Here is a 25760-nt window from a genome sequence, read left to right as displayed (position 1 = left end):
CTTGTAATTTTTATCCTTGAAAAAATTGAAAACTTTTATAGGAAAAAGTAAGAAAAGCACGGTTTTTACCGTGCTTTTCCTATTCAAAATCTTATCCTTGTTTACCTAACCGTTTTGTAGTTTCATCTAACCTTTTTTAATCTTACAGGTAACATTTATCATCATATTCAAAAGCTGTAAGTCCATTAGGAAGAACAGCTAAATTTCCTACTTTTATATTATTATAAAATACCTGCAAAGATTTAATATTTTCCATTTATAATCTCCTCAATGGAACTATATTCTTTTTTCTTAAAAAGCTCCATTAACTCATTTTCACAATCTAAGACAATCGCAATCTTTACTAAAGAGAAAAGAGAAATTTCCCCTGTATTTTCAAAACGCTTTATAGAACCAAAACTCACCCCCGATTTTTTGGCAAATTCCTCCTGTGTCAGCTTCAACTCTTTTCTTTTTTTTCTTACATTTTTTGCTATTTCCATTTGAATTTCTTTTGGTGTTTTTATATCTAAAAAATCATAATTCATATATAATATATTATCTAAAAACATATTAAAAGTCAATTAATAGATAACATATTATCTATTTTTTAAATTAAAATAAAAAAGAAGTCCTAAAATTTAGAACTTCTTCTTTACTCTTTCATTCTCTATTTTTATTCCTCGGGTTGAGTTTCCTGACAATCTTTCTTACTTAAAATATATACTATAAGGTAAAAGAAATCAAATCTAATAAATAATATTAAGTTTTATATTTTAATTATTTGTTTTCTCGTATTCAAGAGCTTTTTCTTCAAGAAATTTAAAATCATTGGTTCTCTTATGAAATATGGTATTTTCTTTTGTAGTAATTAATGTATATAATTTAAGACTTTTAGAAATTATAGTCTCTTTATTTCTTTCAATCCATCTTAATTGGTCTTCTAATAAAATAGCATATTTTTTATCAGATAAAGTATTAGTTTTGATATTTGTAATATAATCTTTTGATACTGGTATCATATTATTTAAGTTTATAACTCCAGTTTTTCCATTTTCTATTTTAATAAAATCAAGAGCTTCTTTCATTTTTATATGTTTAGGTTTTGGAGAACCAAGTGGAGCAAAATAATTATGGTCATTGATTTTTAATACAATACCAACATATGGTCTGCTTTCATTTTTATTATATTTTACATTTTCTGAAAATTTTCTTAAATAATTTATATAGTCTTCATTAATTGTATATAATTTCATATAATCTCCTTATATATAAAAAGGTTGGTTTTTTAATAACCAACCTTACTCTTTTAACTCCCTGCTTAATGGCGGGGAAACACCGCTCTTTTAACTCCCTACTTAATGGCGGGGAAACACCGCTCTTTTAACTCCCTACTTAATGGCGGGGAAACACCGCTCTTTTAGTTTCTACACTTTATGGTGGAGAATCACCGCTCTTTTATTACCATAAGTATACCATATTTTCATATTTTTGAATAGGTTTATATTTTAAGTTCAATATGATTTTAAAACAAAACTCAGACCGATGTTTTTACACCAAGACTGAGTTCTGTTTTTAGGGTTTTATTTATGCTGGGTAATTATGTCCTAGAATTTATATCCTACACCAACATTAACTCCATAAACATCTGTATCATTGCTTCCGAATTCATAAGTTAATCCACCATTATAGAAGAATCCGTTTTCATTTGTTACTTCTGCTCCTAAGTTAAATTTAACTACATTTTCTGCTAGTTCTGCTCCTAATACATTAAATCCTTCACTTGCTGTTGCTCCATAGAATCTTCCTGTAAATTCATCATCTGTATCTCCCATTGTTCTTACATAAGATACTCCGAATTTTACATCTACTTTAGATTTTTCTAATTGAACTGATTTAACTGTATCTAAACCAAATTCTGCATCAAATGTTGTTATTTCTGCATCGCTTACTCCAAAGTAAGAATCTCTTGTATCATCTTGTTCTACATAAGTATATCCTAATCTTACTCTAGGTTGAAGTGATAATCCATCTCCTAAGTCTGCTGTATATCTTCCTTGTACATATCCGCTTAATGCTTTAGAATCATATTTATCTGAACCATGAACATTAGTTATTGTGTTATCTGCTTCATATTCTCCAAATTGGTATCCTAATCCTGCTGTGAAGTCATAGTTTCCAACAATTTTATTTCCATATACTCCTAAGTAGAATAAATCAGCATCTGCACTTCCGCCATCTGTATCAACATCTTGTTTTACACCAGAGAAAGCAATTCCAGCTGTAGTAGTTTCATTTAATCCATAACCAAATGCTGCCATTAGTCCTGTTGATTCTATTTCAGAAGAATATTCTCCTACAGTTCCTTTTCTATCATATTCATCTTTAGAGTAAAGTGCTTTACCTTCAGCTGTCCATTTTCCTACTTCAGATTTTCTAGCAAGAGAAAGAACTGCTTCTTCATTCATTTTAACAGTATCATAAGCTGCTTTTACTGTTTCAGAATAGATGTTAGATGAATAAATTTTATCTAATTGAACTTCTCTTTCAGCTTCATCAGAACTAAAGAAGTTAGATACATCAAATGCTTGAGCATTTATATTGTTAAGGATTGAATTTCCTTTATATAACTCATTATTATATTTTAATATTACTGTTGTATTATTACTATCTCCAGCATTTTCATTTAATATTGTATCTAATAAATAAATTTTAGAGTCTGATGTAACTCCAACTTTTTCAAATTTATTATCTCCTAAATTTATTGTATTTTCTTTACCTGATAAACCTGCTGTTTTTATTAATAAATCTTTATTATTTTTATCTGTTGAAGTTCCTATTATTTCTATTCCACTAGAGTTTCCTAAAGCATTTTTCCCATTTTCTCCTAATTCAAGAGCAAGCTGTCCATTTTCTCCACCTATTTTTATTGTATTTGTTGATGTACCAGCTGGTGCTCTAAATAATCTTGCTCTAGTTGAAGAAGGTGTTCCTAAAACTGTATCTGCTGATAATACTAAAATATTTGTTTTTTCACCTTTAGTATTTATGCTATCTCCTACAGTTATTGTTCCTATATTAACATTTCCATCAATAGTAGTAATATTAACTTCTTTACCTGCTTCTTTTATGTCTAAAGATTTTGCTGTTATATCTTTTATAGATGTTTCTCCTTTTGATGTTACTGCTCCTGTTTGTCCTGTTGCATCACTATTTATTGCTACATTTACAGTAGCATCAACAAGGTTTAGTGTTCCATTTTCTTTAACTTCAATTTTTGCAGCTTTATTTTCCTCAACTGCTCCTTGAGAAACTGCTCCACTTAATGTTAAGTTAGAATCAGAAGTATCTTTTCCATCTCCAACAACTATAGAAGATTCTCCATTTAATACTACATTTCCTGATAATTTATGCCCTTCTCCTGTTGCTGTTACATTTTTTCCACTAGAAACATTCATTGTAACATCTTCCATTACAACTCCTGCTCCTGAACCTTCTGCTAAGTTAAGATTTCCTTCAACATTTACTGTTATATCTTTTAAAGTATCTGTAGTTGTTTCTATTCCTTCTTGTGAAGTTGAACCTGTAATAGTTGTTCCATCTTGCTTATCTTCAATTTTTATTGTTTCTCCACTTCCTGCAACTCCACTTTCAAGTAATTCTCCTGCTGTACCACTTTCTATAGTTGTTCCTGCAGAGAAAATAGAATTTCCTGCTTTATCTACAACCATTCCTTTATTTGTAAATGTTCCTTTATCAGTTATTAATGTTTCTAAAAGTTTATTCCAGTTTTCATCTGTCATCGCTTCTGCTCTGTCTGCTAAAGCAATAGTTCCTTCATTAGTCAGTGTTCCACCTGCAAGAAGTTTTGAAACAGTTTTATCAGAATTATCAGTATCTTTAAGAGAAATTACACCATTATTTGTTGTTGTTCCACCTGTAACTGCTGTTGCTCCACTTTCTACATTAAGTGTTGCTCCTTTTTTATTTTCAAATGAAGATTTTTCACCAAGAGTTACTGATGTCCCTGAAGCTAAATTAATAGTTCCTTTATTTGTTAATACTACTTCTTTATCTGTTGTTCCTACTACTTTAAACATTCCTTTATTTGTAAGTTCTGCACCAGTTTCTATAAGAACATTACCTGTTATAGAAGAATCTTTTCCAAGAGCTAGAATATTTCCTTTATTAGTTACTGTAATAGCATTACCATAAACTGTTTTAGTTAAACTTTCAGTTTCTGGAGTATTTCCTGTTAAATCAAGGTCATAAGCTACAATATTTCCATTTCCTTCAATTATAGCTCCACCTTGCATTTGAATACCTTTATCATAAGCAGCTAATTTATCTGTTGCTTCTTCTCTATTCCACATTTCTAATGTTTTATCTTCACCATTTCCAAAAGAAATTTTTCCACCATCTTTTATAACTATTTCATTTGCAAAACTGTCTCCTGTTACATTCCATGTTCCACCATTATAAAGCCCTAATTTCATTCCATTAACTATAGATTTTCCTGCAGTGGGATTTCCTGAAGAATATATTTTTCCATTAAAATACGAATCTTTATTTGATAAATTAATTATTATATCTGAATCAACTGTTGTTCCAGATTGTGTAGCATTATATGCAAAATTAATATCACCATCTAATTTCATGGTATTTTGAGAATTATTTTTTGCATTTAGTTGTACTAAAGATTTTCCTCTTGTTTTAATAATATCATCTGCTTTAACTTCAAGAGTTCCTTCATTTATGAATACCTGTCCTTGTGACCATGCTTGTATTCCACTACTTCTTCCTTCTTCTATAGTACAATTGATAGTAGTTTTTTTGGAATTAATTATAATCTTTGAAACATTTTCTGAACTAGCTTTCGTTGACCTATTAAGAGCATAAATACCTATAGCATAATTAGATTTTCCTTTTTTTCCATGAGCTTCTATATTAAGTTCATCTGTAATAACATTAATTATTCCACCTTTCCCTGTTTCAGAAGAGCCATAACTATTATCTGATGATAATGTTTGAGCATAAATTCCAGTAGAAATTAAATTTATTTTTTTAGTTTTTTCATTACCTATGTTTACAGTTCCACCATTTAAAGCTAGTATAGAACCAGTTGCTCCTGCTTGACCATATTTTGATACTGTTCCATATTCTAATCCTATAAGTCCACCAGTTATAGTAATATTCTCATCTTCAAGTTTTTTAACTTGATAATTTGTTCCATCATTATCATGAGCAACAAAAGGTCCTTTTATTCCAAAACTTACCCCTCCTGTAATCATAAAAGCAACAACCAGTCCCAAAGTGATTTTCACTTTTCTTTTTAGAAATCTTTTTAATGAACTTTCCACATAATTTTTACCCATTTTAAAATCCCTCCAATTTTTTATTTTATTCATAAAAATAATTTATGAATTTACACCCTTAAATAATTCTTAAAATTTTAAAAATAAAATATATATCTTATGCCCTCTTTCATATATTTTGTTTTTATTAGTATTTACATAGTTTCACCCTTTTTATGAGTATAGTACATGTTTTTCATATTTCCAAATATTTTTTATACATGCAAATTTTTAATATGTTTTTTTCAATAAAAATCGTAAAAAATTTTTTTAATTATTTTAAATATATATTTTTATATACAAAAACAAAACTCAGCCCCAGTGTTTTCACACCAAGACTGAGTTCTGTTTTTATTAAGGATTTTTATTTGGGTGCTTATTTAATTTAGATTTTATTTACTAAAATCTATAAGAGATTCCTGCTGTAATTCTTGAATCGTCTCCTGAATCACTCCACATCATTTCATATTTTCCATTTACTCCGAAACCTGTTTCATGTTCATAGTCAAATCCTACATGAGCTTTTCCTTCTTTATCATCTATATCAGGGTTTCCTAAGTTTACATCTGCATTATAGAATTTTCCTGTTACATCTTTATTTCTTTCTATATTTGTCATAGAATATTTAACACCTGTTTTAAGTTTTAAGCTTCCTTTTTCAAGTGCAAATTCTTTAACAAGATTTAATCCTGCACCAGCTTCAAATACATGAGAATCTCCACTGTCTATTGTCATTCCTTCTCCCATTTCTGCTTTATCTTGCATAATATAGTCATAAGTAAATGATAAGTTTGGTTCAAGTTTTACAGTATCAGTTACATACACATCTTTTTTAATATATCCTGCAAGAGTTACAGCTTCTGAATCTGCACTTCCACCTTTTTCAACATCTAAATCGCTTATAGTGTATCCAAGGCTTCCAGTCATATCAAAACCATTTATAGAATGTTTAGCATAAATTCCTGCATAATAGTTTTTACCATCAAAAGAAGTAGATTTTCCATTAAGAGTTTTTAAATCAACCTCTGTATCTCCTCCACCAAGAGCAAATCCTAAAGATGTATTTTCTGTTATTCCATATTCAGCCATACCAATCATAGATTTAATATCGCTGTCATAACCATTTATATGTTTTGTTCCATCATATTCCATGTCAGAACCAATATATTTTGCATTAGTTAACCATTCACCTTTATTTGCTTTTTTATCAAATTCAACAACTGCATCTGTAAATGCTCCTGTTATATCTCTTGTAATTTTTACTCCTGCTGTTCCAAGAAGTTCCATAACTTTATCAAGAATACCAAGATATTTTCTTATAGCTTCAGCATTTCCTGTATTTACTAAGTTATAAAATTCTTCTGAATCTTTAAAGTTTTTAATAAGTTCTTCGTATTCTTTTTGTTTTGAAGGATCATGAATTCCCATTTCTTCTGCTGATTTAAGAGAAAGAATTAAATTTCCATTTCCATCTGTTTTTTTGTTAAATATTCCTGATACATTAATTTTATTAAGAGCATCTTGAACTGCAATATCTTTATTACCATTAACTTTATATGTATCTTCCATATTATTTATTTCTAAATTTCCTAAATCAAATCTTATTTCATTTACATTTAAAGTTCCTTTTCCTGTAATCATTCCATCAAGAGTTGTTTTTCCATCTTGATTATCTCCAAAAAGATATCCTACAAGAGTTCCATTTCCATTATCAATATGAACAGTTCCTCCTGTTAACTCAATACTTCCTGTTTCTCCCTTTGTCCATTTTTGTCCATTAAGATATATATTTCCTGAACTTGATAAAGTTTCAGTAAGTTCATTTGGATTTGTTGTTTCTGTTCCATTTACTACAATTTTAGAACCTTCTCCACCTTTAATTGTTCCAAAAATATGGCTTTCTCCCTCTGTATAAGTTAATTTTCCAAAGACATCAACAGCCACAACATTTTGAGCATCTTTTAAAATATCTCCATTTTCATCTCTTGCAGCTACTGCATTTATTATAGAATTTCCTGTTAAAGTTAAATCTCCATCAACTTTTAAAAGAGTTCCATCTTTTTCAAAATATCCAACAATAGATGTATTATCTAGAGTTAAATTATTTTTTCCTGATACTTTATCTCCGTCAGTATCATTATCTAAAACTACATTTTCTTTTGCTTGAGATACAGCAGTTATTGTTTTTCCTGTTACTTTATCTCCAAGATTAAGAGTTAAAGATTTATTATTTATAAACATATTGTCTGCTGTATTATTAGAATTTATTTCTGTTTTATCAGACATATCTTTAACAACGCCATGAACTATTATTGTTTCATTTTGTTTATTATTTTCTAAAGTATCAGTATTTAATAATTTATATGTTCCATCATCTTGTTTTTGTAATACTGCACCTTGATTATTATCAAAGACTGCCCAGTTAAAAGTATTTATATCTTTATTTGTAGCAATAATAACACCTTTATTATTAACACCACCTGTAGCACCAGAGTTTGTTGGAACATTTCCTTTTATTAAACCTAAATTCAATAAAGATGTTTTAGTTTGTTTACCAGTTACAGTTATTCCTGATTGAATTGTTCCATAATTTTTTATATTTTCTTTTAAATCTTCTTGAACTCCATTAAGTCTCAATGTTATTCCACTTTTAGGACTAACAAATCCGTAGTTGTCTAATTCAAAAAAGTTTTTTGTAGAGGCAAACTCTAAAAGAGGTAATTGACCTCCTAAAACTTTCCCATGATTTTCTAAATATACTTTATTTTCTTTTACTCCATTACCTAAAACATAACTTGTATTTGTTAATGTTTTTATAGTTCCAGAATTATATATTTCCAAATCACCACTACCATTAACTGCAATGGAATTTATACTTTCTATATATCCATCATTATATATTGATAATTTTTCACTTCCAAAAAATGATGAAATAACACCTTGTTTACCTATAATTTTTCCACTTTCATGATTATATATTTTTACATTCCCTTTATTAGTAGTTGTTAACACATTAAATGAACCTTTTAAAGTTCCATAGTTATGCACTTCTTTATTTGAGGTCTGTATTGCTCTACCTTTTTGTGTAGTTATATTTCCATAGTTATATAATATCCCATTTCCATTTACTTCTAAACCTATAATTCCAGCAGTAGAATCTTTTGTTTCTAAATCCCCATAATTCATGAAAACATCATTATTTTCTATTTTTAAAACTGGTCCTTTTTCTACTGTTATATCTTCATAGTTTTCAGCTCCAAAAGCCACTGCTCCTGTAATTAAAAATGAAACCACAACCCCCATTGTAATTTTCACTTTTCTTTTAAGAAATCTTTTAAGTGAATTTTCTACATAATTTTTTCCCATACCAAAATCCCTCCTGTAAAACCTGTAAATTCTTTCCTTTTTGACCTCTTTTTTTTAACCTATCAAAAGCAATTATAATATTTTATCCCCCTTAAAATTGTATAATTACTTTTAAATTTTTCTACAACCTAGAAATATGGTAATCTGGCTTTTTTTCTATTACTTTTATATATAAGAGTAATAAAAAAACAGTCTGACTTAAGGGGAAATCAAACTGTTTAATTAGTTAAAATTATTTATACTATTTTTTGTAAAATTCACTCTATATTTTTCAAATATATTCAATTTAAGTATAGTACTGCACTTTTTAAATGTCAAGCACTTTTTTTCAAATTTAAGTTTTTTTAAATTCTTAAAGTTTTTTTATAAATTTTTTTTATTTCAAATTTTTTCTCATTTTAAAAGTGTTCACTTTTGGAAATTGGTGACTTCTTGTGCATTATAAGCCACTTTGTGTAACTTTTGACCGTTTTTATTTTTGACATTTTTGAAACTTTTTTATATAATTCTGTCACACATGTGGTTTGTTTTAGAGAAATTTCTCTGCTTAAATTTTTTAAAGAAAAGGAGAAAAACTAAAATGATTAAAAAACCCAGAAGAAAAAATGCAAAAAGTAAAAAACTAACAGCCAAAGAGCTGCTAAGAAGAAGAAATTATATTAAAGAACAAGAGTATATCAACTTTTTTCAAAGTGATGAACCTCTTGAAAAGCTTCAAAAACAAATATTCTGCTATTACCGTAAATGTTCAACCTTTTTAACTGATCCCTTATCTTATATCCCCAAGACAACAAAAGATCCCTTTGAATACAACTATATGGAAAAAGCTATAAAAATACTTGGGGCTCTTACAAAACCTCACCTTCTTGCTGATTTCCTTGATATTGATGTAGATATAGTCTTAGATGCTGTTGAAACTGGAATTATTCCATGTATTTCATGCAACAGCTTATACTCAATTAAAACAAAAGAAATTTTTCCTTTCTTAAGCATAATAAAACCTCATCAAAGGATAAAACATGAACACTGAAAAGAAAGATTTAAGTATAAACAGTTCTCAGTGTGTAAGGGAAAGATTTAGATTTCTCTTTGATAATCTTGACATAGACGAGTTCAGGCTCGTCTGTGCCCAAAGAGAAAAACAAGAACTTGATGAAAAAATTAAAATCATAAAAAAAGAAATAAGAAGGGAAAATAAACAAAGGAGAATATGGAAAATGGCTGAAAATATAGAAGATGAAATTAATGAATACCTTATAAAAGCTTCTAAACCAAGAAGTGAATTTGAAAAAATGCTCCTTGATAAAATGAAAAAAGAGCTAGGGACTGTCACTTCAGTGAAAGAGCTTTCAAGATTTTTAAAAATGAATCAAAACAGCATTTATAAAGCTATAGACAATGGAGAGATACTTTCTTTTAAAAGAGGAAAAAGAAAATTTATTGTAACTGAAGGTATTCTTCCATTTTTAAGAGACTAAAATTAAATCAGGAGGGAGAAAATGAAATTTAATATATATGGCTATCCTCAGGATATCCTTATGGAATATGGTTTAAATTCAGAAGATGCCCTTATTTTAAGGGTTATTGCAGATATGTTTTTCAGCACATCTGATAAATTTGAAGTTATCTGTGAAAACAGCATAAAATATATATGGCTCACTTATAAATATATTTTAAATGAAATCCCAATTATTGGAACTGAAAGAACTCTTATAAACAGAATTTCAAAGCTTTGTGAAAAAGGATTTTTAAGAAAAACAGTAAAAAATGAAAAAAATAATAAATCAGGAACATATTTATATTTTTCTCTTGGGAAAGCATATGAAAAACTTTCACCCCCTCCCATGAAAAATCTTCAAGGGGGCGATGAAAAAATTTCATGCCCCCCTATGAAAAATTTTCATACCAAAGATCATACTAATAATAATCATACTAATAAAATCATAAATAAATATATAATGCCTGAAAATTGTCCCCCTTTTATTCAGGACATTATGAAAAAATATGCTGAACTTGGACTTCCTAGTTATGAATTTCTTCCTGAAAACAGTGTTTTTGTAAATTGTATTCAGGCTCTTGGAGCTTCACGGCTCTTTAAGGCTATGGAGATTATGAGTCAGAATGAATATGCAAAGACCTTCAGCATTAACATGATATTTAATATAAAAAATCTAAAAAAAGCCCTTAATGGAACTTATTCAGAAAGAAATCCTGTAAAAAACAAAATTACAGAAGAGCCTCTCTATCAGGAAGATGAAGAAGCCCTTGAAGCACTTAAGAAAATGGGGTTTTAAATTATGAAAATAATAACTAGAAATAATATTTTAGATTTTGAAAATAAAGATTTAAAAGCAAAAGAACCTGAATATCACAGTTTTAAAAAATGCAGTATCTGTGGAAAGCCATATATAAAAAATCACACTCTTCCTGAAGAGATGATTAATATTTTAGGGGACAAGATAAGATATATTCCAAGCTGTACCTGCCATGAAACTCTCTATGAAAGGGATCTTGCTGAATTTGACAGAAAGGCAAGGGAGGAAAGAATAAAAAACAAGGTGAATAAATACAAAAATTTTTCTATTATTGATTCAAGGTTTTTAAATTCAACCTTTGAAAAAGCAGATTTAACAGGAAGGCATATGGAAATATCTCTTAAATATGCTGAAAGCTTTATGAAGTCCAAAGGAGATGCAGGAATTTTATTTTATGGAAACTCTGGAACTGGAAAAACTTTTGCTGCTGCCTGTATAGGAAATTATCTCACTGAAAGGAGAAAAACAGTTATTGCTATAAATCTTGGGCTTTATCTTGGAAAGCTTAAGGTTGAATGGGGAAAGGCTGAAAATGAAATTCTTGAAAAAATATCTCTCTGTGACCTTCTTATTATTGATGACTTAGGTTGTGAAAAAATATCAGAGTGGAGTCTTGAAAAGATATTTCTTTTAATTGACACAAGATACAGGGCTGAAAAACCTCTTATAATCACAACAAATCTTGAGTACAGCAGAGACAATTTAAAATGTGCCATTGTAAAAACCTTTGGCACAAGAATAAAAGACAGAATTTCTGAAATGTGTTTTCCCATTTGCTGCACTGGAGAAAGCAGAAGAAAATCAGGTACTGAAAAATTCATGGATTTCCTCTCTTCTTCATTAATAAATAGGAAGTAATTTAATTTCTTATTTGAGAAGAACTGTTATTTTTGATATAATAATTTTAATCATTTTAACACGGGAGTATATTTATGAAAATTGTAATTGTAGGAGCAGGAAAGATTGGAGAAATTCTTTGCAGAGATCTTTCCACTGAAGGAAATGATATAACCCTTATAGAGCAAGAAGCAAAAATTCTTGACAGAGTTCTTTCTGTATCTGATATTATGGGGATTGTAGGAAATGGAGCAAACCGTGAAGTTCTTGCTGATGCAGGTGTTCATAGTGCTGATATCTTTATTGCTGTAACTACCAACGACGAAATAAACCTTATTTCATCTGTAATGGCTAAAAAAATGGGAGCAAAATATACTATTGCCAGAGTAAGAAATCCTGAATATTCTGAACAGATGCAGTTTATGAAGGAATCTCTTGGTATTGATATTATGCTTAATCCTGAGGCAGAGGCTGCAGATTTTATCCGTAAAAATCTTGAATATCCTAATGCCTTAAATGTAGATTCTTTTGCTAAAAATAAAGTAAATCTTGTGGAAATTCTTGTAGAGGAAAATTCTTATCTTGACGGACTTAAGCTTGTTGATTTTAAAAGAAATCATTTTAGAAACCTTCTTGTATGTATAGTTCAGAGAGGGCCTGAAGTTTATGTTCCAACAGGAAACTTTGTTTTAAAAGCTGATGACAGAATATATGTAACAGGGGCTCATGCTGACTTAGGAGAATTTTATAAATCTCTTGGACACTCAGGAGAAAGAATAAAATCTGTATTTATAGTTGGAGGAGGGCGTATTACCCACTATCTTGCTGACATTCTTCTTAAGAAAAAAATGAAACTTAAAATAGTTGAACTTAAAGAGGAAAGAGCAAAAGAACTGAGTGAAACTTTTGAAAATGCAGAAATTATAAATGGAAATGGAATTGATTTAGATCTTCTTGAAGAGGAAAACTTCAGCAGCTATGATGCCTGTGTATCTCTTACAGGAATTGATGAAGAAAATATTATTATTTCAATGTTTGCTGACAAAATAGGAATCAAAAAAACTATAACAAAAATCAACAGTACTTCTCTTTTAAATGTTCTTGATTTTGTAGGGCTTCAATCTATACTTACACCTAAAAAAATCATTGCAGACTATATTGTAAAAATTGTAAGATCTTTTGCTGGTGCTCAAGGAGAAAACAATATTCAGAACCTTTACAGACTTGCTGACAACAGGGTTGAAGCTATAGAATTTTCTGTGGGAGAATACAGCCGTGTTGCAGGTATTCCTTTAAAAGACCTTCATATAAAAGAAAATGTTCTTATTCCTTATATAATAAGAGAAGGAAAACTTATTATGCCTGGAGGGCTTGATGTAATAAAACCTTATGACACTGTTATTATTATAACTACTCAGCAGTATCTTGACGATATTGACCAGATTATAAATTTTGATTTCTTCAATAAGGAGATATAAATATGAATACTCAGATGATAAAGTATATCATTGGATATATCTTAAAGCTTGAAGCTGGATTTATCTGTCTTCCTCTTTTTGTAAGCTTTTATTTTAAAGAAGATATGTCTATGCACAAAGCTTATTTTTACACAATAATACTTCTGCTTACTGCAGGATTTGCTCTTTCAAGAAAACTTCCAAAAAGTCAGAAAATGTTTGCAAAAGAGGGGCTTGTAAGTGTTTCTCTTTCATGGATATTTCTTTCTTTCTTTGGAGCTATGCCCTTTGTATTTTCAGGGTTTATTCCATCTTTTATAGATGCTTATTTTGAAACAGTAAGTGGATTTACAACAACAGGGGCAAGTATTCTTACAAATGTTGAGGCTCTTCCAAGATCACTTCTTTTCTGGAGAAGTTTCACACATCTTGTGGGAGGTATGGGAGTTCTGGTTTTGGCTCTGGCTATTATTCCAAAAAGTAATAATCAATCACTTCATCTTATGAAAGCTGAAGTTCCCGGCCCTACATTTGGTAAGTTTGTTGCAAAAATGAGTTATAACTCAAGAATTTTATATATTATCTATATTTTAATGACAGTTCTTCTTACTGTGGTTCTTGCTCTTGAAGGAATGCCTGTATTTGATTCTGTTCTTCATGCTTTTGGAACAGCAGGAACTGGAGGATTTGGAATAAAAAATACAAGTATTGCTTATTATAACAGCTCTGTAATAGATTATACTATTGGAATAGGAATGCTTTTATTCAGTCTTAACTTTAACCTTTATTACATTCTTCTTCTGGGAAATATAAAACAATTTTTTAAAAGTGAAGAGATGAAATGGTTTTTCTCAATAGTTTTCTGTTCTGTTTTATTTATATGTATAAATATTCATTCAATGTACGACAGTGTTTTCCGTCTTGTAAGAGATGTTTTCTTCACTGTTGCATCTATTGTTTCAACAACAGGATATTCTACTGCAGACTTTGACAAATGGCCTCTTTTCTCAAAAGTTATTCTTCTTTTCCTTATGTTTATGGGAGGATGTGCAGGTTCAACAGCAGGAGGACTTAAAGTTTCAAGAGTTGTTATTCTTATGAAAAGTGCAATAAGAGAATTTAAAAAACTTGGAAATATAAATAGAATTGTAAGTCTTAAAATGGAGGAAAAACCTGTAACAAAAGATTTAATGGAAGGAATTTCAAGTTATCTTATAGTTTATATAGGTGTGTTTGTAATTATTCTTCTTGGTATATCTGTAAGTATTCCTGATCTTGCTTCAGCCTTCAGTGCTGTTGCAGCAACATTTAATAATATAGGTCCAGGATTTGAAGTTGTAGGGCCTACACAAAATTACTCAACTCTTACTGATATAAATAAAATTATTCTTTCTTTCAGTATGCTTCTTGGAAGACTTGAAATATTCCCAGTTCTTATTCTGTTCTCTCCTGAACTTTATAAGAAATGGCATAAAAGAAATCCTTTAAAGAAATAAAAAAATAGGGACTGCTTTATTGCAGCCCCTTTATTTTTATTTTATTATTTTCTCCAAAGTCCCATTTTTTTAGCAGCTTCTGTTAATTCTTCTCTGAAGTCTGGGTGAGCTATGCTTATTAAAGCTTCTGCTCTTTCCCAACCTACTTTACCTTTTAAGTTTACTTTTCCATATTCAGTAACAACATATTGAACATTTGATCTTGTGTCTGTTACGATAGATCCATTTTCAAGAGTAGGTCTGATTCTTGATTTTAATTGACCGTCTTTTGTTTTATATGTTGAAGATAAGCAGATAAATGTTTTTCCACCTTTAGATAAGTAAGCTCCAAGAACGAAGTCAAGTTGTCCTCCTGCTCCACTTATAGGTTTTATTCCAGCACTTTCAGCATTAACTTGTCCATATAAGTCAATATCAACTGCATTGTTTATAGAAACGAATTTGTCAAGAGAAGAAACTACTCTTACATCGTTTACATAATCAACTGGTGCTGCCATGATTTCAGGGTTGTTATTTAAGTAGTCATACATTTCTTTTCCACCAGCAGCGAATGTAAATGTTTGTCTGAATCTGTCTATATTCTTTTTAGCTCCAGTAACTTTTCCAGCTTTAGCCATTTCAACGAAAGCGTCAACATACATTTCAGAGTGAACACTTAGGTCTTTTAAGTTTGATTTTGCAATAAGAGATCCAACAGCTGTAGGCATTGCTCCTATTCCAAGTTGAACACAGCAACCATCTGATAATTCTTCAACGATTAGTTCTGCAACTTTCATATCTACTTCTGATGGAGTAGGTCCTGGAAGAACAGCTATATCAGGGTTATTTCCTTCAACTATCATATCTACTTTAGAAATGTGGATGCAGTTTTCCATTCCACCTAAACATACTGGCATTTTTTCATTAACTTCAACTATTACAGTTTTTGCCATTTCACATACAGCCATCATATGAGAAGGGCTTACACCAAAGTTAAAGAATCCTTTTTCGTCCATTGGAGCAACTTGCATTACAGCAACATCAACTTTTGCTCCTCCGTCTCTGTAATATCTTGGAAGCTCAGAATATCTGATAGGTCCATAAAAAGCGAAACCTTTAGCAGCTGCTTTTCTTTCAATTCCTGTCATATGCCAAGAGTTCCATGTAAAGTGTTCTTCTGGTTTATCAATTTTAAATACTGCAGGCTCTTTTAAAAGAATTCCTCCTCTTAATTTTATATCTTTAAGTTCAGGCATTCTTTTTGCAAGAGCAGCATCTACTGCATCAGTTGTAGCAGCACACCAACCATAGTCAACAAAATCTCCTGATTTTATTACTGCAGCTGCCTCGTCAGCCGAAACTAATTTGCTTTGATACTCTTTTTCAAAAGTTGTCATTTTATACATCACTTCCTTATAAGTTATTAATATTTTTTGTCTCAATATTACTGCAAAAGTATTATTTCTTTACATTCAAGATATACACAATTATTTTATCATATTTTTTAAGACACATACAAGATTTATTTTCGTTGTACTATAACAGATTTTAAGTTACTGCACCTTTTATAAATTTATGAAATAAAATTTTATAAAATAGAAAATAATTTTCATAATATAAAATTTTATTTTATAATTTTTTTATCCATGTAAATAATCAAAAAGTTCTTTCTTAACCTCATATTTAAGCTTAAGCTCATATTTTACAAGTGGCTCTCCTCTTTTTCCCTCTATCTCCTGTGCATTTAAAACCTTTTCCACTTCTCCTAAATAATAAAATTTCTCTCCTGACTTTTTCTTTGCAAAAGCATACATTGTATAAATGTTTTCAGCAATTTTTCCTTCTGCTGTTAAAATACCATTTCTTGAAAGACATCTGTTGCTTTTTGAAAACCATGGAAATCTTTGAGAATCTATAAAATTATTTTGATAGTTTGAAAGAGGATTTGTATCCTCAAGAGTTATAAAAAGCATTACCTTTTTTTCCTCTTCAAAAACTGTGTATCCACTTACCTGATATCCATTATTAAAATCAAGGTTAAGATTCCAGAAAGCTTCTTGTTTTGTATATTCCTTATACTTTAAAATCGTTTCTTCTTCATTCTGCTTATAATTTTTTTCAGTGTAAGCCAAATTATATTTTATTAAATCATCTATAAGGGATTTAAAATAACTATTTTTATCATAGCACTCTTTAAAGCCACAAGATAATTCATACACTCCATTTTTATTTATAAATATAGGATTAAATTCTTTGGCAGTTGATAAGCTTTTAAAAATCTCCTTTGCTAAATGCTTAAGTGCATTTAAAACTGCTTCTTTCTGATTTTTAAGCCCATATTTTTCAAAAAGAATCTCTTCTCCAAAAGCAGATGTTATCCTTCCACTTCTTAAGCATTCATTTAAAAATACCATCTCATGCACTCTCTTAGCTGGTGTGAAAAATGAAGATAGAAATGTAAGATAATTTTTTTCTTCATCTGAAAGGTATGGGAATTCTTCTCTTGGCTTTAAAATTCTTAAAACCTCATCATAATTTTTCTTATACTTTAAAATAACAGAAGGTTCTATCATATTTCTTTCAAAAAAATCATATAGCATAGGAATTCTTCCAAGTTGTTTTTCTAGGAGTTTAAAGTCATGCTCAATATTCTTTTTAGTAGAAAAATTTGTTTTACCTATATTTTCAAAAATTCTTTCTTTTACAACCTCTTCAAAGATAACAGAGCTTTCTCCAGGAATCATATTTGTTCCATTCATAAGAAATCTTTTCATAAAATCCTTATCAAAGCTGTTATTTTGAGAAATTGCAGTTGGAATTAAAAAGTTTTTCTCATAGTTTCCTATAAAGTCAAGAACAACAACAAATTCTTTATCAGGATCTTTTCTAAGCCCTCTTCCAAGCTGTTGTATATATACAATAGAAGATTCTGTAGGTCTTAAAAGAATAACTTGATTTACACATGGAATGTCTACCCCTTCATTAAAAATATCCACTGTGATTATATATTCTATCTCTCCTTTTTCAAGCTGTTCTATTGTTTTTTCTCTTTTTTCATCACTGTCGTCCCCTATAAGAAAAGCTGTTTTTACACCTTTTTCATTAAACTTTTCACATAGAATTTCAGCTTCCTCTTTTCTTGAAACAAAAATAAGCCCATGAAGTTTATCTCCACTATAACCATAATATCTGCTTTTTTCTATTATATGATTTACTCTTTCCTCCATCACAAGTTTTTTAACAGCAGTTTTTTCATCTATACTTTCTCCATCTATAATAATATCTGATATACCAAAATAATGAAAAGGACAAAGAAGATTTTCTTCCAAAGCATCATAAAGTCTTATTTCATAAGCTATATTATGATTAAAAAGTCCATATATATCAAAATCATCTGTTCTTTCTGGAGTTGCTGTCATTCCAAGCATAAATTCAGGCTTAAAATAATTTATAACTTTCTGATAACTTTTTGCACCACTGTGATGTACTTCATCAACTATTATATAATCAAATTCTTCTGGTAAAAATTTTTTTAAGTGATTCTCTCTGCTAAGTGTCTGTATCATTGCAAAAATACAGTCTGCCCCTGATATATCCTCTTCTCCATATATTGCTGTTTTTAAATTTCCCATTATACTTTCAAAAGTCTTTCTTGCTTTCTGAAGAATTGTTTTTCTATGAGCAGTAAAAAGAATTTTTTTAGGATTTGCATTTTTTACATCAAAGGCTGAAAGATATGTTTTTCCTGTTCCTGTTGCACTTATAAGAAGACCTCTATTTTCTTTTTTTCTTAAATCTTTAAGGCTTTCAAGTGCTCTTTCCTGCATTATGTTAGGAGTTATATTTCTTTCTTTTTCCCTCTCTCTTGTCTTCTTTCTCTCCCTTTCATATTCTTTTGCCTTTTTATATGCTATTTCATAATCTTCAATGATTTTTTCATCTGTTTTTGGAAGATTATTAAAGATTTTATTAAACTTCCCTATAATATCACAGGCAGTCTTTCCTGTTTCCAATGAATTTATTTTAAGATTCCATTCAAAATTTACTGTAAGAGCCTGCTGTGTAAGGTTACTGCTGCCAACTACCATTGTCCACAGATTACCTCTCTTAAAAAAATATCCCTTTGCATGAAATTTTTCTCCTGAAAGAATTTTAAGCTCAATATTTTTATACTTTAAAATTCTTTTAAGAGCTTTAGGTTCTGTGAAGGTAAGATAATCTCCTGTAAGAATTTTTCCCTGTATCCCCTTTTCTTCAAGAATTTTTAACTGTTCAAGAATAAGAGAAAGCCCTCCTTCAGTTATAAAAGCTACAGAGATTATAAATTCATCACAGTTTTCCAGTTCTTTCCTTAAATCTATTATTATTTTTTCATCTTTATTACATAAAAGCCTATGCTGGTAATTTTGGCTTGATTCTATATTGGTATCTAAAAGACTTGTCTTTAAACTTTCAAGTAAAATATTTTCCAAATTTTTCCTCCTTGATATTTTTCAAGAATATTTTACCATTTGAAACATAAAATCAAAACAGCTTTTTATATAATTCTTTATAAATAAAAAAAGCTATTACAAATCTATAAAAATAAAGTTTTATCTTGTGAAAATATTTTTTATTTATATTGTTCGTTTCACTAAAAATGACAAACTCACTTCGTTCAAACAGTGTCATTTTTCAGCGTTCAACTCACTGCATAAATTACAAAAATATTTTCAATACTCTAAAACTTTATTTTTATAAATTAGAAAATGTAACAGCTCTTTCTATAATTATTTTAATATTACTTTTACTTTTTCAATTCTATTTTCTTTTGTTTCTTCTATTTTTAATCTTAATTTATCTATTTCAAGTTCTTTTCCTTCATAAGTTTTATTAGGAACTACTCCAATAATTGAAGTTATATATCCAGACAATGTATTATACCCATGATTTTCAATATCTGTTCCAAATTTTTCATTTAACTCATCTAAAGAAATAAGCCCATTTACTATATATGTAAATTTATCAATTCTAGTTATCTGAGGAGAACTTATATCATGTTCATCTTCTATTTCTCCCATAACTTCCTCCACTAAATCTTCCATTGTAACTATTCCAGCAAATCCACCATATTCATCTATGATAATTGCCATGGATTTTTTACTCTTCTGCATTTCCTTAAAAAGTTCATCTATTTTCTTACTTTCTGGAATAAGGTAAGGTTTACGGATAATTGATTTTACATCTATATTTTCAAATCCATTTTTTCTTGCTTCTATTATTAAATCTTTCAGATGTAAAGTCCCTATAATGTTATCAGATGTATTTTGATAAACAGGAACTCTTGCATACTTTTTAGAAAGAAGATTATCAATGTACTCAGACACAGGAACATCTATATTTACCATAAAAACATCTGTTCTCGCTGTCATTATTTCTCCCACTGTGATATCATCAAATTCAAAAATTGAATTTATCATCTCTTTTTCAGTTTCATTAAAAACACCATTAGCCTGTCCAGCTTCTATCATAGATTTAATCTCTTCCTTTGAGATTTTTTCCTCTAATTTTTCATCTTTCATTCCCAATATATGAAGAACAAAATTAGTTGAAAGGGATAATAGCTTTATAAACGGAGAAGTTATTTTAGAAATAGTAAGTATCATTTTTACTGAAAATAAACTTATAAATTCAGCTTTCTGTAAAGCTATTCTTTTAGGAACTAACTCTCCAAAAACAAGTGTAAAATAAGATAAAATAATTGTTACAAAAATAAGAGATATATTTTCATTATAAGGATATGATATTCCACATTGTGTCAGAAGTTTACCTAAAGGTTTAGAAAAACTTGTAGCTGCTGAAGCACTTGCTAAAAATCCTGATAATGTTATTGCTACCTGAATTGTTGATAAAAATTTTGTAGGCTCTTCTAAAAGTTCTAAAATTAATTTTGCTTTCTTGTTATCCTCATTTTCTGCAAGAATTTTAATCTTATTCTTATTAACTGAAACTGCTGCCATTTCTGCACTGGCAAAAAAAGCATTTACCAATGTTAAAAAAATAAGCAATAATAACTGAGAAAAAATATTTGCCGTGTCCGATTCGTCCATAAAAAACCTCCTGAATTTATATTTAACTTATAATTAAAATTCATTATATATTTTATTTTCCATGTTTTCAAATTTTTTTACATTATCTTTACATTAATAATTTTTAGTTTTTAAGCTTTGTTTTTTAAAGCTTCATTATAACTATTTGTTATCTTCTTATAAAATGGCAATGTTAATATTGCTGTTACAAAATCTGCAAAAGGAAGTGAAAGCCAAATTCCATTTATCCCCCAAAATTTTGGAAGAATTAAAAGCCCAATAAATACAAAAACAAAACTTCTTGACATACAGATTACATTTGATATTCTTGGTTTATCAATAGCTTGAAGATAAGCTATATTTACAAAGTTAAATCCTAAAAATGAAAGAGCAGCTGAATAAAGTATAAATCCTTTTACTGACTCTTTAAGCAGTTCTTTGTCTGAAGTAAAAATATTTACCATGTATTTACCAAAGAATATAATTAAAACTAATGATATCAATGAAATTACAAAAGTTACTTTATGAGTATAAGCAAGAATTTCCTTTGTCCTTTCATAATTTCTTTTTCCATAATTATAACTTACAATAGGTTGTATCCCTTGAGAAAGACCTGTAAACAACATTCTGAAAAGCATAAAACTATATGAAATAATTCCATAAGCTGATGCTGCAAAAACCCCTGCTTCTTTCATAAAAGCTATGTTTAATAAAACAGTGATAACAGCTACAGCAAATTCTAATATAAATGAAGGAAAACCTATATTTATTATTCTCCTCATTATTTTAAAATTTAATTTTCTCCAAGATAAATCCAATTTAAAAGTTGAACCAACAAAATGTCTGCAAAGATATATTGCTGCAGCTATCTGACTTATGGCAGTAGCATAAGCTCCCCCCTCTATTCCTAAATGAAATTTAAAAATAAAAAGATAGTCCAAAACTATATTCATTCCAGCTCCAATAAGAGTTGACTGCATTGCTCTTTTTGGTGCATTGTCACTTCTTACTACAGCATTTAAAGATGTGGCTATCATTAAAAAAGAAGTTGATACAGTACATGGATACATATATCCTTTAATCATAGGAAGAAGTTCTTCACTTGCTCCAAGTGCCATCATCACTGGATTGGTAAATAAAAATATTATTGCTGCCACTATAATATAAACAACTACATTCAGAAAAATTATATGTGTAAAATATCTGTTCTGAAGTCTGATATTCCCTTTTTTAAAAGTTATAAGAGTTGCTCCCCCTATTCCAAACATAAGACTTAAAGCAACTGTAAAATTAATAATTGGATATCCTATATTTACAGCAGCAATCCCATTGCTTCCTACTCCTCTTGTGATAAAAATACCATCAGCTACTGAATACAAAAATGTCATAATCAAACTTATGGTAGCTGGCATAGCAAAACTTATGAAAAGTTCTGAAAGATTTCCTTTTTCTAAATCTAATTTTTTTCTCATTATGTTTCCCCTTAATTTGTCATTTTATATATTGCCATATTATTATACATAATTTTAGGAAAATTTCAATTTAAATCTTAAAAAAATATACATTCTATAAAAATATCCTTGTAAAATCTAGAATATATATATTAGATAAAAATATATTATATTTTATTTATATTTATATATTTATTCATAACTAAGTATAATAAAATAAAAATATCTTAATTTCTATATCTAAGTTTTTTATTTTAAATATAAAAAATAATCTTATTCTATATTTGTATGTCTATAAGTAAAAATGATATAATTTATTTATCATCAAGACATTATTTTTTCAAAGAAAGGAGAAAAAATGAAAGATTTATACTCAATTGGTGAAGTTGCTGAAATAATGGGAGTTTCCGTACAAACATTAAGACATTATGATAATATTAATTTACTTGCTCCAAAATATATAAATCCTTCTACAGGATATCGTTATTATTCTGTCAATCAATTTCACTTTATTGATAGAATAAAATATCTTCAAAAATTCGGTCTATCTCTTGAAGAAATAAAAGAAATTTTGGCTGAAGATAATATAGATATTCTTGTAAAATACCTAGACAAATGTAAAAATTCTTTAGAAGAAGAAATAAGTAAATTAAAGGATACTATCGATAGTATTAAATGGTATAAAGATTATTTCACTTATGTAGGAGAAGGAAGTATAGATGATCACTCCTATATTCTTCATCTTGAAGAAAGACATATAGTAGCAACAAAAATTATAGAAAATGAACCAAAAGAAGATTTTCATATAAGACTCAATGAAATTAGAAACAGTAACGAATGTAAACACCTTAAATATATGAGACAATTTTCATATATTCTGGATTACGATGCTTTAATGAATGGTGAATTAAAACCACTTTATTTAGGAATGTTTATAAAAGATGCACCTGAAGAACATTCAAAAAATATTCTTGAAATTCCTGCTGGAGATTACTTATGTTTTAAAGCAAGAATTTTAAGCGAAGGATGGAATCCTTATTTAACAAAACTTTTCTTTCAAGGAAAAAAGAAACCAGCTATTGTCCTTGCAAATGAATATGAAAATAGCTTGCATGAATATTCAAGAGCTGTCTATGAAGTACAAATTTTAATTCCTCAAGAATAAATTTTACTTTTAAATAATAAAAAAGGTTATTGCAGTATACACACAATGCAGTAACCTTTTTTAAGATTATATTTTTTTTAAAAGTTTTTTTAAATTTGGAACTAAAAATATCCCCCTAAAAAAATAAAAAGTCATTAATGAAAACCAAATACCATTATTTTTATATAGTGGTATTGTAAATTTCCAAGAAAAGAAAAAAACTATAAATGCTCCTACAGTTGAAATCATAACAGGAAATGTTGATCCTGCTCCTGTAAATACACCATAAAATATAAGTCCTAAAACACTTATAAAAGGAAAAATTATAATCCAAAATCCATATTTTTCTGATAAAGAAATAATTTCAGGAATATCTGTAAACATTTTTACTATATTATCATTAAATATAGTAAAAATTCCTGAAGTAAATACTGCAAAAACTATTCCCCACTGAATTGTTTTCTTCCACGCTGCTTTCATTAATTCTTTATTTTTTCCACCTACAGCTCTGCCTGAAAATACACTTGAAGCATTAGCTAAACCTTCAAAACTGTAAGAAATCATTTCAAGTATGTGAAGCAAAACTGCATTTGTACTTAATATCCAACCACCTAAAGATGCACTTGCTGCCATAATCATGTTATCATGCATAAGTAGACAAACTGTTCTTATCATAAGATCCTTATTTCCACTTAAAACTTTTCTAAGTTCTTTTCTATCTAAAATACTTCTCATATTAAAAGATTTTTCATACTTATAGGGAAGAATAAAATATATTCCTAGACAAGTTGAAATTCCTTGAGATATAAAAGTAGCTATTGCTACTCCTTCCACTTTTAAATCCATAACTGTAACAAAAAATATATCTAAAATTATATTTAAAATATTACTACTCATTTGCATCATTACAGAACCTTTTATATTCCCCTGTCCCATAAGCCAACCAAGAATAACATAATTACAAAGCACTAAAGGTGCTCCCCATACTAATATTTTAAAATAAATACTTACTATTTTTTGTATTTCTATTTCAGGATTTATAAATTTCATTGATCCTTTAAAAATTATATTTTGAAATATAATAATTAAAAAACTTATTATACAAGCTGTAAATAAAGGTCTAAAAAAAGCATCACTAACTTTTTCTTTACTTTCCCATTCTATACTTTGAGCACTAAAAGCAGTTGTACTAACCCTTAAAAATCCAAAAACCCAATATATTGTATTAAAAATAAGTGCTCCTATTGAAACTCCTGAAATATAATTGGCATTATTAAGCCTTCCTACAACAGCAACATCTACAGCTCCAAGAAGAGGTTGTGTCACTGCTGAAAAGATAAATGGAATCATTAAATATAAAAATTCTTTTTGTGTTATTATATTTTTATTTTCCATAAGCCACTTCCAAATTGCTTTTATTTTTTTTCAAAACTTTCACTTAAATTTATCATACATACAGCACCTATTACCATAAATATTCCAAAAAGCTTTAAAAATCCTGCTTCTTCTGAAAATACGACAATACCTATAATTGATGCTACTACTGGTTCCATATTAGCAAGAATTGATGCTTTACTTGCTTCTATACCTGAAAGACCTTTAGTATATAATATGTAAGGAATAGCTGCTGAAAAAGCTGCAAAAGCAATTATGAAAAGCCAAGAATTTGTTGCACCTATTTTTGAAATTATATTAATAGGATTTCCTAATATACTAAATAAAATTCCTGACATTAAAAAAGTATAAAACACTACTGTAACTGAAGAGTATTTTCTAAGAGCATATTTCCCAAAAATACTATAAAGCCCATAACCTATTCCCGAAAGAATTCCATATATAAATCCTTTTAAAGATATTATATTTCCACCTTCAAAAATTCCTGTAACTAACATACAACCTATAAAAGTTATAATTAATGCCACTAATTTTACTTTTGTTATTTTTTCATTAAAAAGTATTGCTGAAAGTACCATTATTATTGATGGAGCAGTATATAAAAGTATTGCTGCAACTCCCATTGAAGTTTCTTTAATTGCAGCTATATAACTCCAGTTATATAGAGAAAAACTTATTATTCCTGTCCCTACAAAATATTTTAAATCTTTTATACTCTCTAATTTAAAAATACTTCTATCCTTTATAAAAAAGAAAACTCCCAAAATAATTACTGAAAAAACAGAACGAATAAAACACATATCAATGGGAGTAAATCCTATTCCTCCTGCTGTCTTTGAAAAAAAACCTATTGCTCCCCAAAGAACAGCTGCTGTTATAACTAATAAATATGATATTTTTTTCATTTTCACCACCATAT

The 25760-nt window shown here is 28.7% G+C and carries 17 protein-coding genes; 7 read left to right on the top strand and 10 right to left on the bottom strand.

Features of this window, described 5'->3' with window-relative positions:
* Positions 1-242: 242 nt before the first annotated feature.
* The 4 genes from I6E17_RS07445 to I6E17_RS07430 all read right to left on the bottom strand — a co-directional run bounded on the left by I6E17_RS07445 (position 243) and on the right by I6E17_RS07430 (position 8699).
* Entirely contained in the window at positions 243-527 is a 285-nt protein-coding gene (locus I6E17_RS07445; RefSeq protein ID WP_328225853.1) for a helix-turn-helix transcriptional regulator, read from the bottom strand.
* Positions 528-755: 228 nt separating this feature from the next.
* Positions 756-1235, bottom strand: coding sequence for a type III toxin-antitoxin system ToxN/AbiQ family toxin (locus I6E17_RS07440; RefSeq protein ID WP_235236461.1), 480 nt, complete (start codon positions 1233-1235; stop codon positions 756-758).
* A gap of 351 nt (positions 1236-1586) precedes the next feature.
* Complete coding sequence (locus I6E17_RS07435) at positions 1587-5354, bottom strand: autotransporter outer membrane beta-barrel domain-containing protein (protein WP_235236460.1); 3768 nt, start codon at positions 5352-5354, stop codon at positions 1587-1589.
* A 378-nt stretch (positions 5355-5732) separates the two neighbouring features.
* Positions 5733-8699, bottom strand: coding sequence for an autotransporter domain-containing protein (locus I6E17_RS07430; protein ID WP_235236458.1), 2967 nt, complete (start codon positions 8697-8699; stop codon positions 5733-5735).
* A 580-nt stretch (positions 8700-9279) separates the two neighbouring features.
* Here I6E17_RS07430 and I6E17_RS07425 point away from each other — a divergent pair.
* The 6 genes from I6E17_RS07425 to I6E17_RS07400 all read left to right on the top strand — a co-directional run bounded on the left by I6E17_RS07425 (position 9280) and on the right by I6E17_RS07400 (position 14804).
* Entirely contained in the window at positions 9280-9729 is a 450-nt protein-coding gene (locus I6E17_RS07425) for a hypothetical protein (RefSeq protein WP_235236456.1), read from the top strand.
* Positions 9719-10177, top strand: coding sequence for a helix-turn-helix domain-containing protein (locus I6E17_RS07420; protein WP_176828642.1), 459 nt, complete (start codon positions 9719-9721; stop codon positions 10175-10177). Before I6E17_RS07425 ends, I6E17_RS07420 begins: the two co-directional genes overlap by 11 nt.
* 21 nt (positions 10178-10198) lie before the next feature.
* On the top strand, positions 10199-10993 hold the full coding sequence (locus I6E17_RS07415; RefSeq protein ID WP_235236454.1) for a hypothetical protein: 795 nt from the start codon (positions 10199-10201) through the stop codon (positions 10991-10993).
* A gap of 3 nt (positions 10994-10996) precedes the next feature.
* On the top strand, positions 10997-11872 hold the full coding sequence (locus I6E17_RS07410) for an ATP-binding protein (RefSeq protein WP_235236453.1): 876 nt from the start codon (positions 10997-10999) through the stop codon (positions 11870-11872).
* Positions 11873-11946: 74 nt separating this feature from the next.
* Positions 11947-13329: a Trk system potassium transporter TrkA gene (gene trkA / locus I6E17_RS07405; RefSeq protein WP_235236452.1), complete on the top strand. Its 1383-nt coding sequence runs from the start codon at positions 11947-11949 to the stop codon at positions 13327-13329.
* A gap of 2 nt (positions 13330-13331) precedes the next feature.
* Complete coding sequence (locus I6E17_RS07400) at positions 13332-14804, top strand: TrkH family potassium uptake protein (protein ID WP_235236451.1); 1473 nt, start codon at positions 13332-13334, stop codon at positions 14802-14804.
* A gap of 44 nt (positions 14805-14848) precedes the next feature.
* Here I6E17_RS07400 and I6E17_RS07395 read toward each other — a convergent pair whose 3' ends face one another.
* The 4 genes from I6E17_RS07395 to I6E17_RS07380 all read right to left on the bottom strand — a co-directional run bounded on the left by I6E17_RS07395 (position 14849) and on the right by I6E17_RS07380 (position 22323).
* Positions 14849-16180, bottom strand: coding sequence for a butyryl-CoA:acetate CoA-transferase (locus I6E17_RS07395; protein ID WP_176828647.1), 1332 nt, complete (start codon positions 16178-16180; stop codon positions 14849-14851).
* A gap of 243 nt (positions 16181-16423) precedes the next feature.
* Entirely contained in the window at positions 16424-19255 is a 2832-nt protein-coding gene (locus I6E17_RS07390) for a DEAD/DEAH box helicase (RefSeq protein WP_235236450.1), read from the bottom strand.
* A 297-nt stretch (positions 19256-19552) separates the two neighbouring features.
* On the bottom strand, positions 19553-20872 hold the full coding sequence (locus tag I6E17_RS07385; protein ID WP_176828649.1) for a hemolysin family protein: 1320 nt from the start codon (positions 20870-20872) through the stop codon (positions 19553-19555).
* 110 nt (positions 20873-20982) lie between these two features.
* Entirely contained in the window at positions 20983-22323 is a 1341-nt protein-coding gene (locus tag I6E17_RS07380) for an MATE family efflux transporter (protein WP_235236449.1), read from the bottom strand.
* 337 nt (positions 22324-22660) lie between these two features.
* Between I6E17_RS07380 and I6E17_RS07375 the strand changes: the two genes are divergently transcribed.
* Positions 22661-23467: a MerR family transcriptional regulator gene (locus I6E17_RS07375; protein WP_235236448.1), complete on the top strand. Its 807-nt coding sequence runs from the start codon at positions 22661-22663 to the stop codon at positions 23465-23467.
* Positions 23468-23533: 66 nt separating this feature from the next.
* Here the strand turns inward: I6E17_RS07375 and I6E17_RS07370 are convergent, their stop codons facing one another.
* Together I6E17_RS07370 and I6E17_RS07365 are read right to left on the bottom strand one after the other, a co-directional pair.
* A complete protein-coding gene (locus I6E17_RS07370) occupies positions 23534-24841 on the bottom strand; it encodes an MATE family efflux transporter (protein WP_235236446.1) in 1308 nt (435 codons plus the stop codon).
* A gap of 20 nt (positions 24842-24861) precedes the next feature.
* On the bottom strand, positions 24862-25746 hold the full coding sequence (locus tag I6E17_RS07365) for a DMT family transporter (protein ID WP_235236444.1): 885 nt from the start codon (positions 25744-25746) through the stop codon (positions 24862-24864).
* Between the last annotated feature and the right edge of the window lie 14 nt (positions 25747-25760).

This window comes from Fusobacterium perfoetens (genome assembly GCF_021531595.1).
GTDB lineage: Bacteria > Fusobacteriota > Fusobacteriia > Fusobacteriales > Fusobacteriaceae > Fusobacterium_B.
This window is presented reverse-complemented; position numbering and strand designations above follow the sequence as displayed.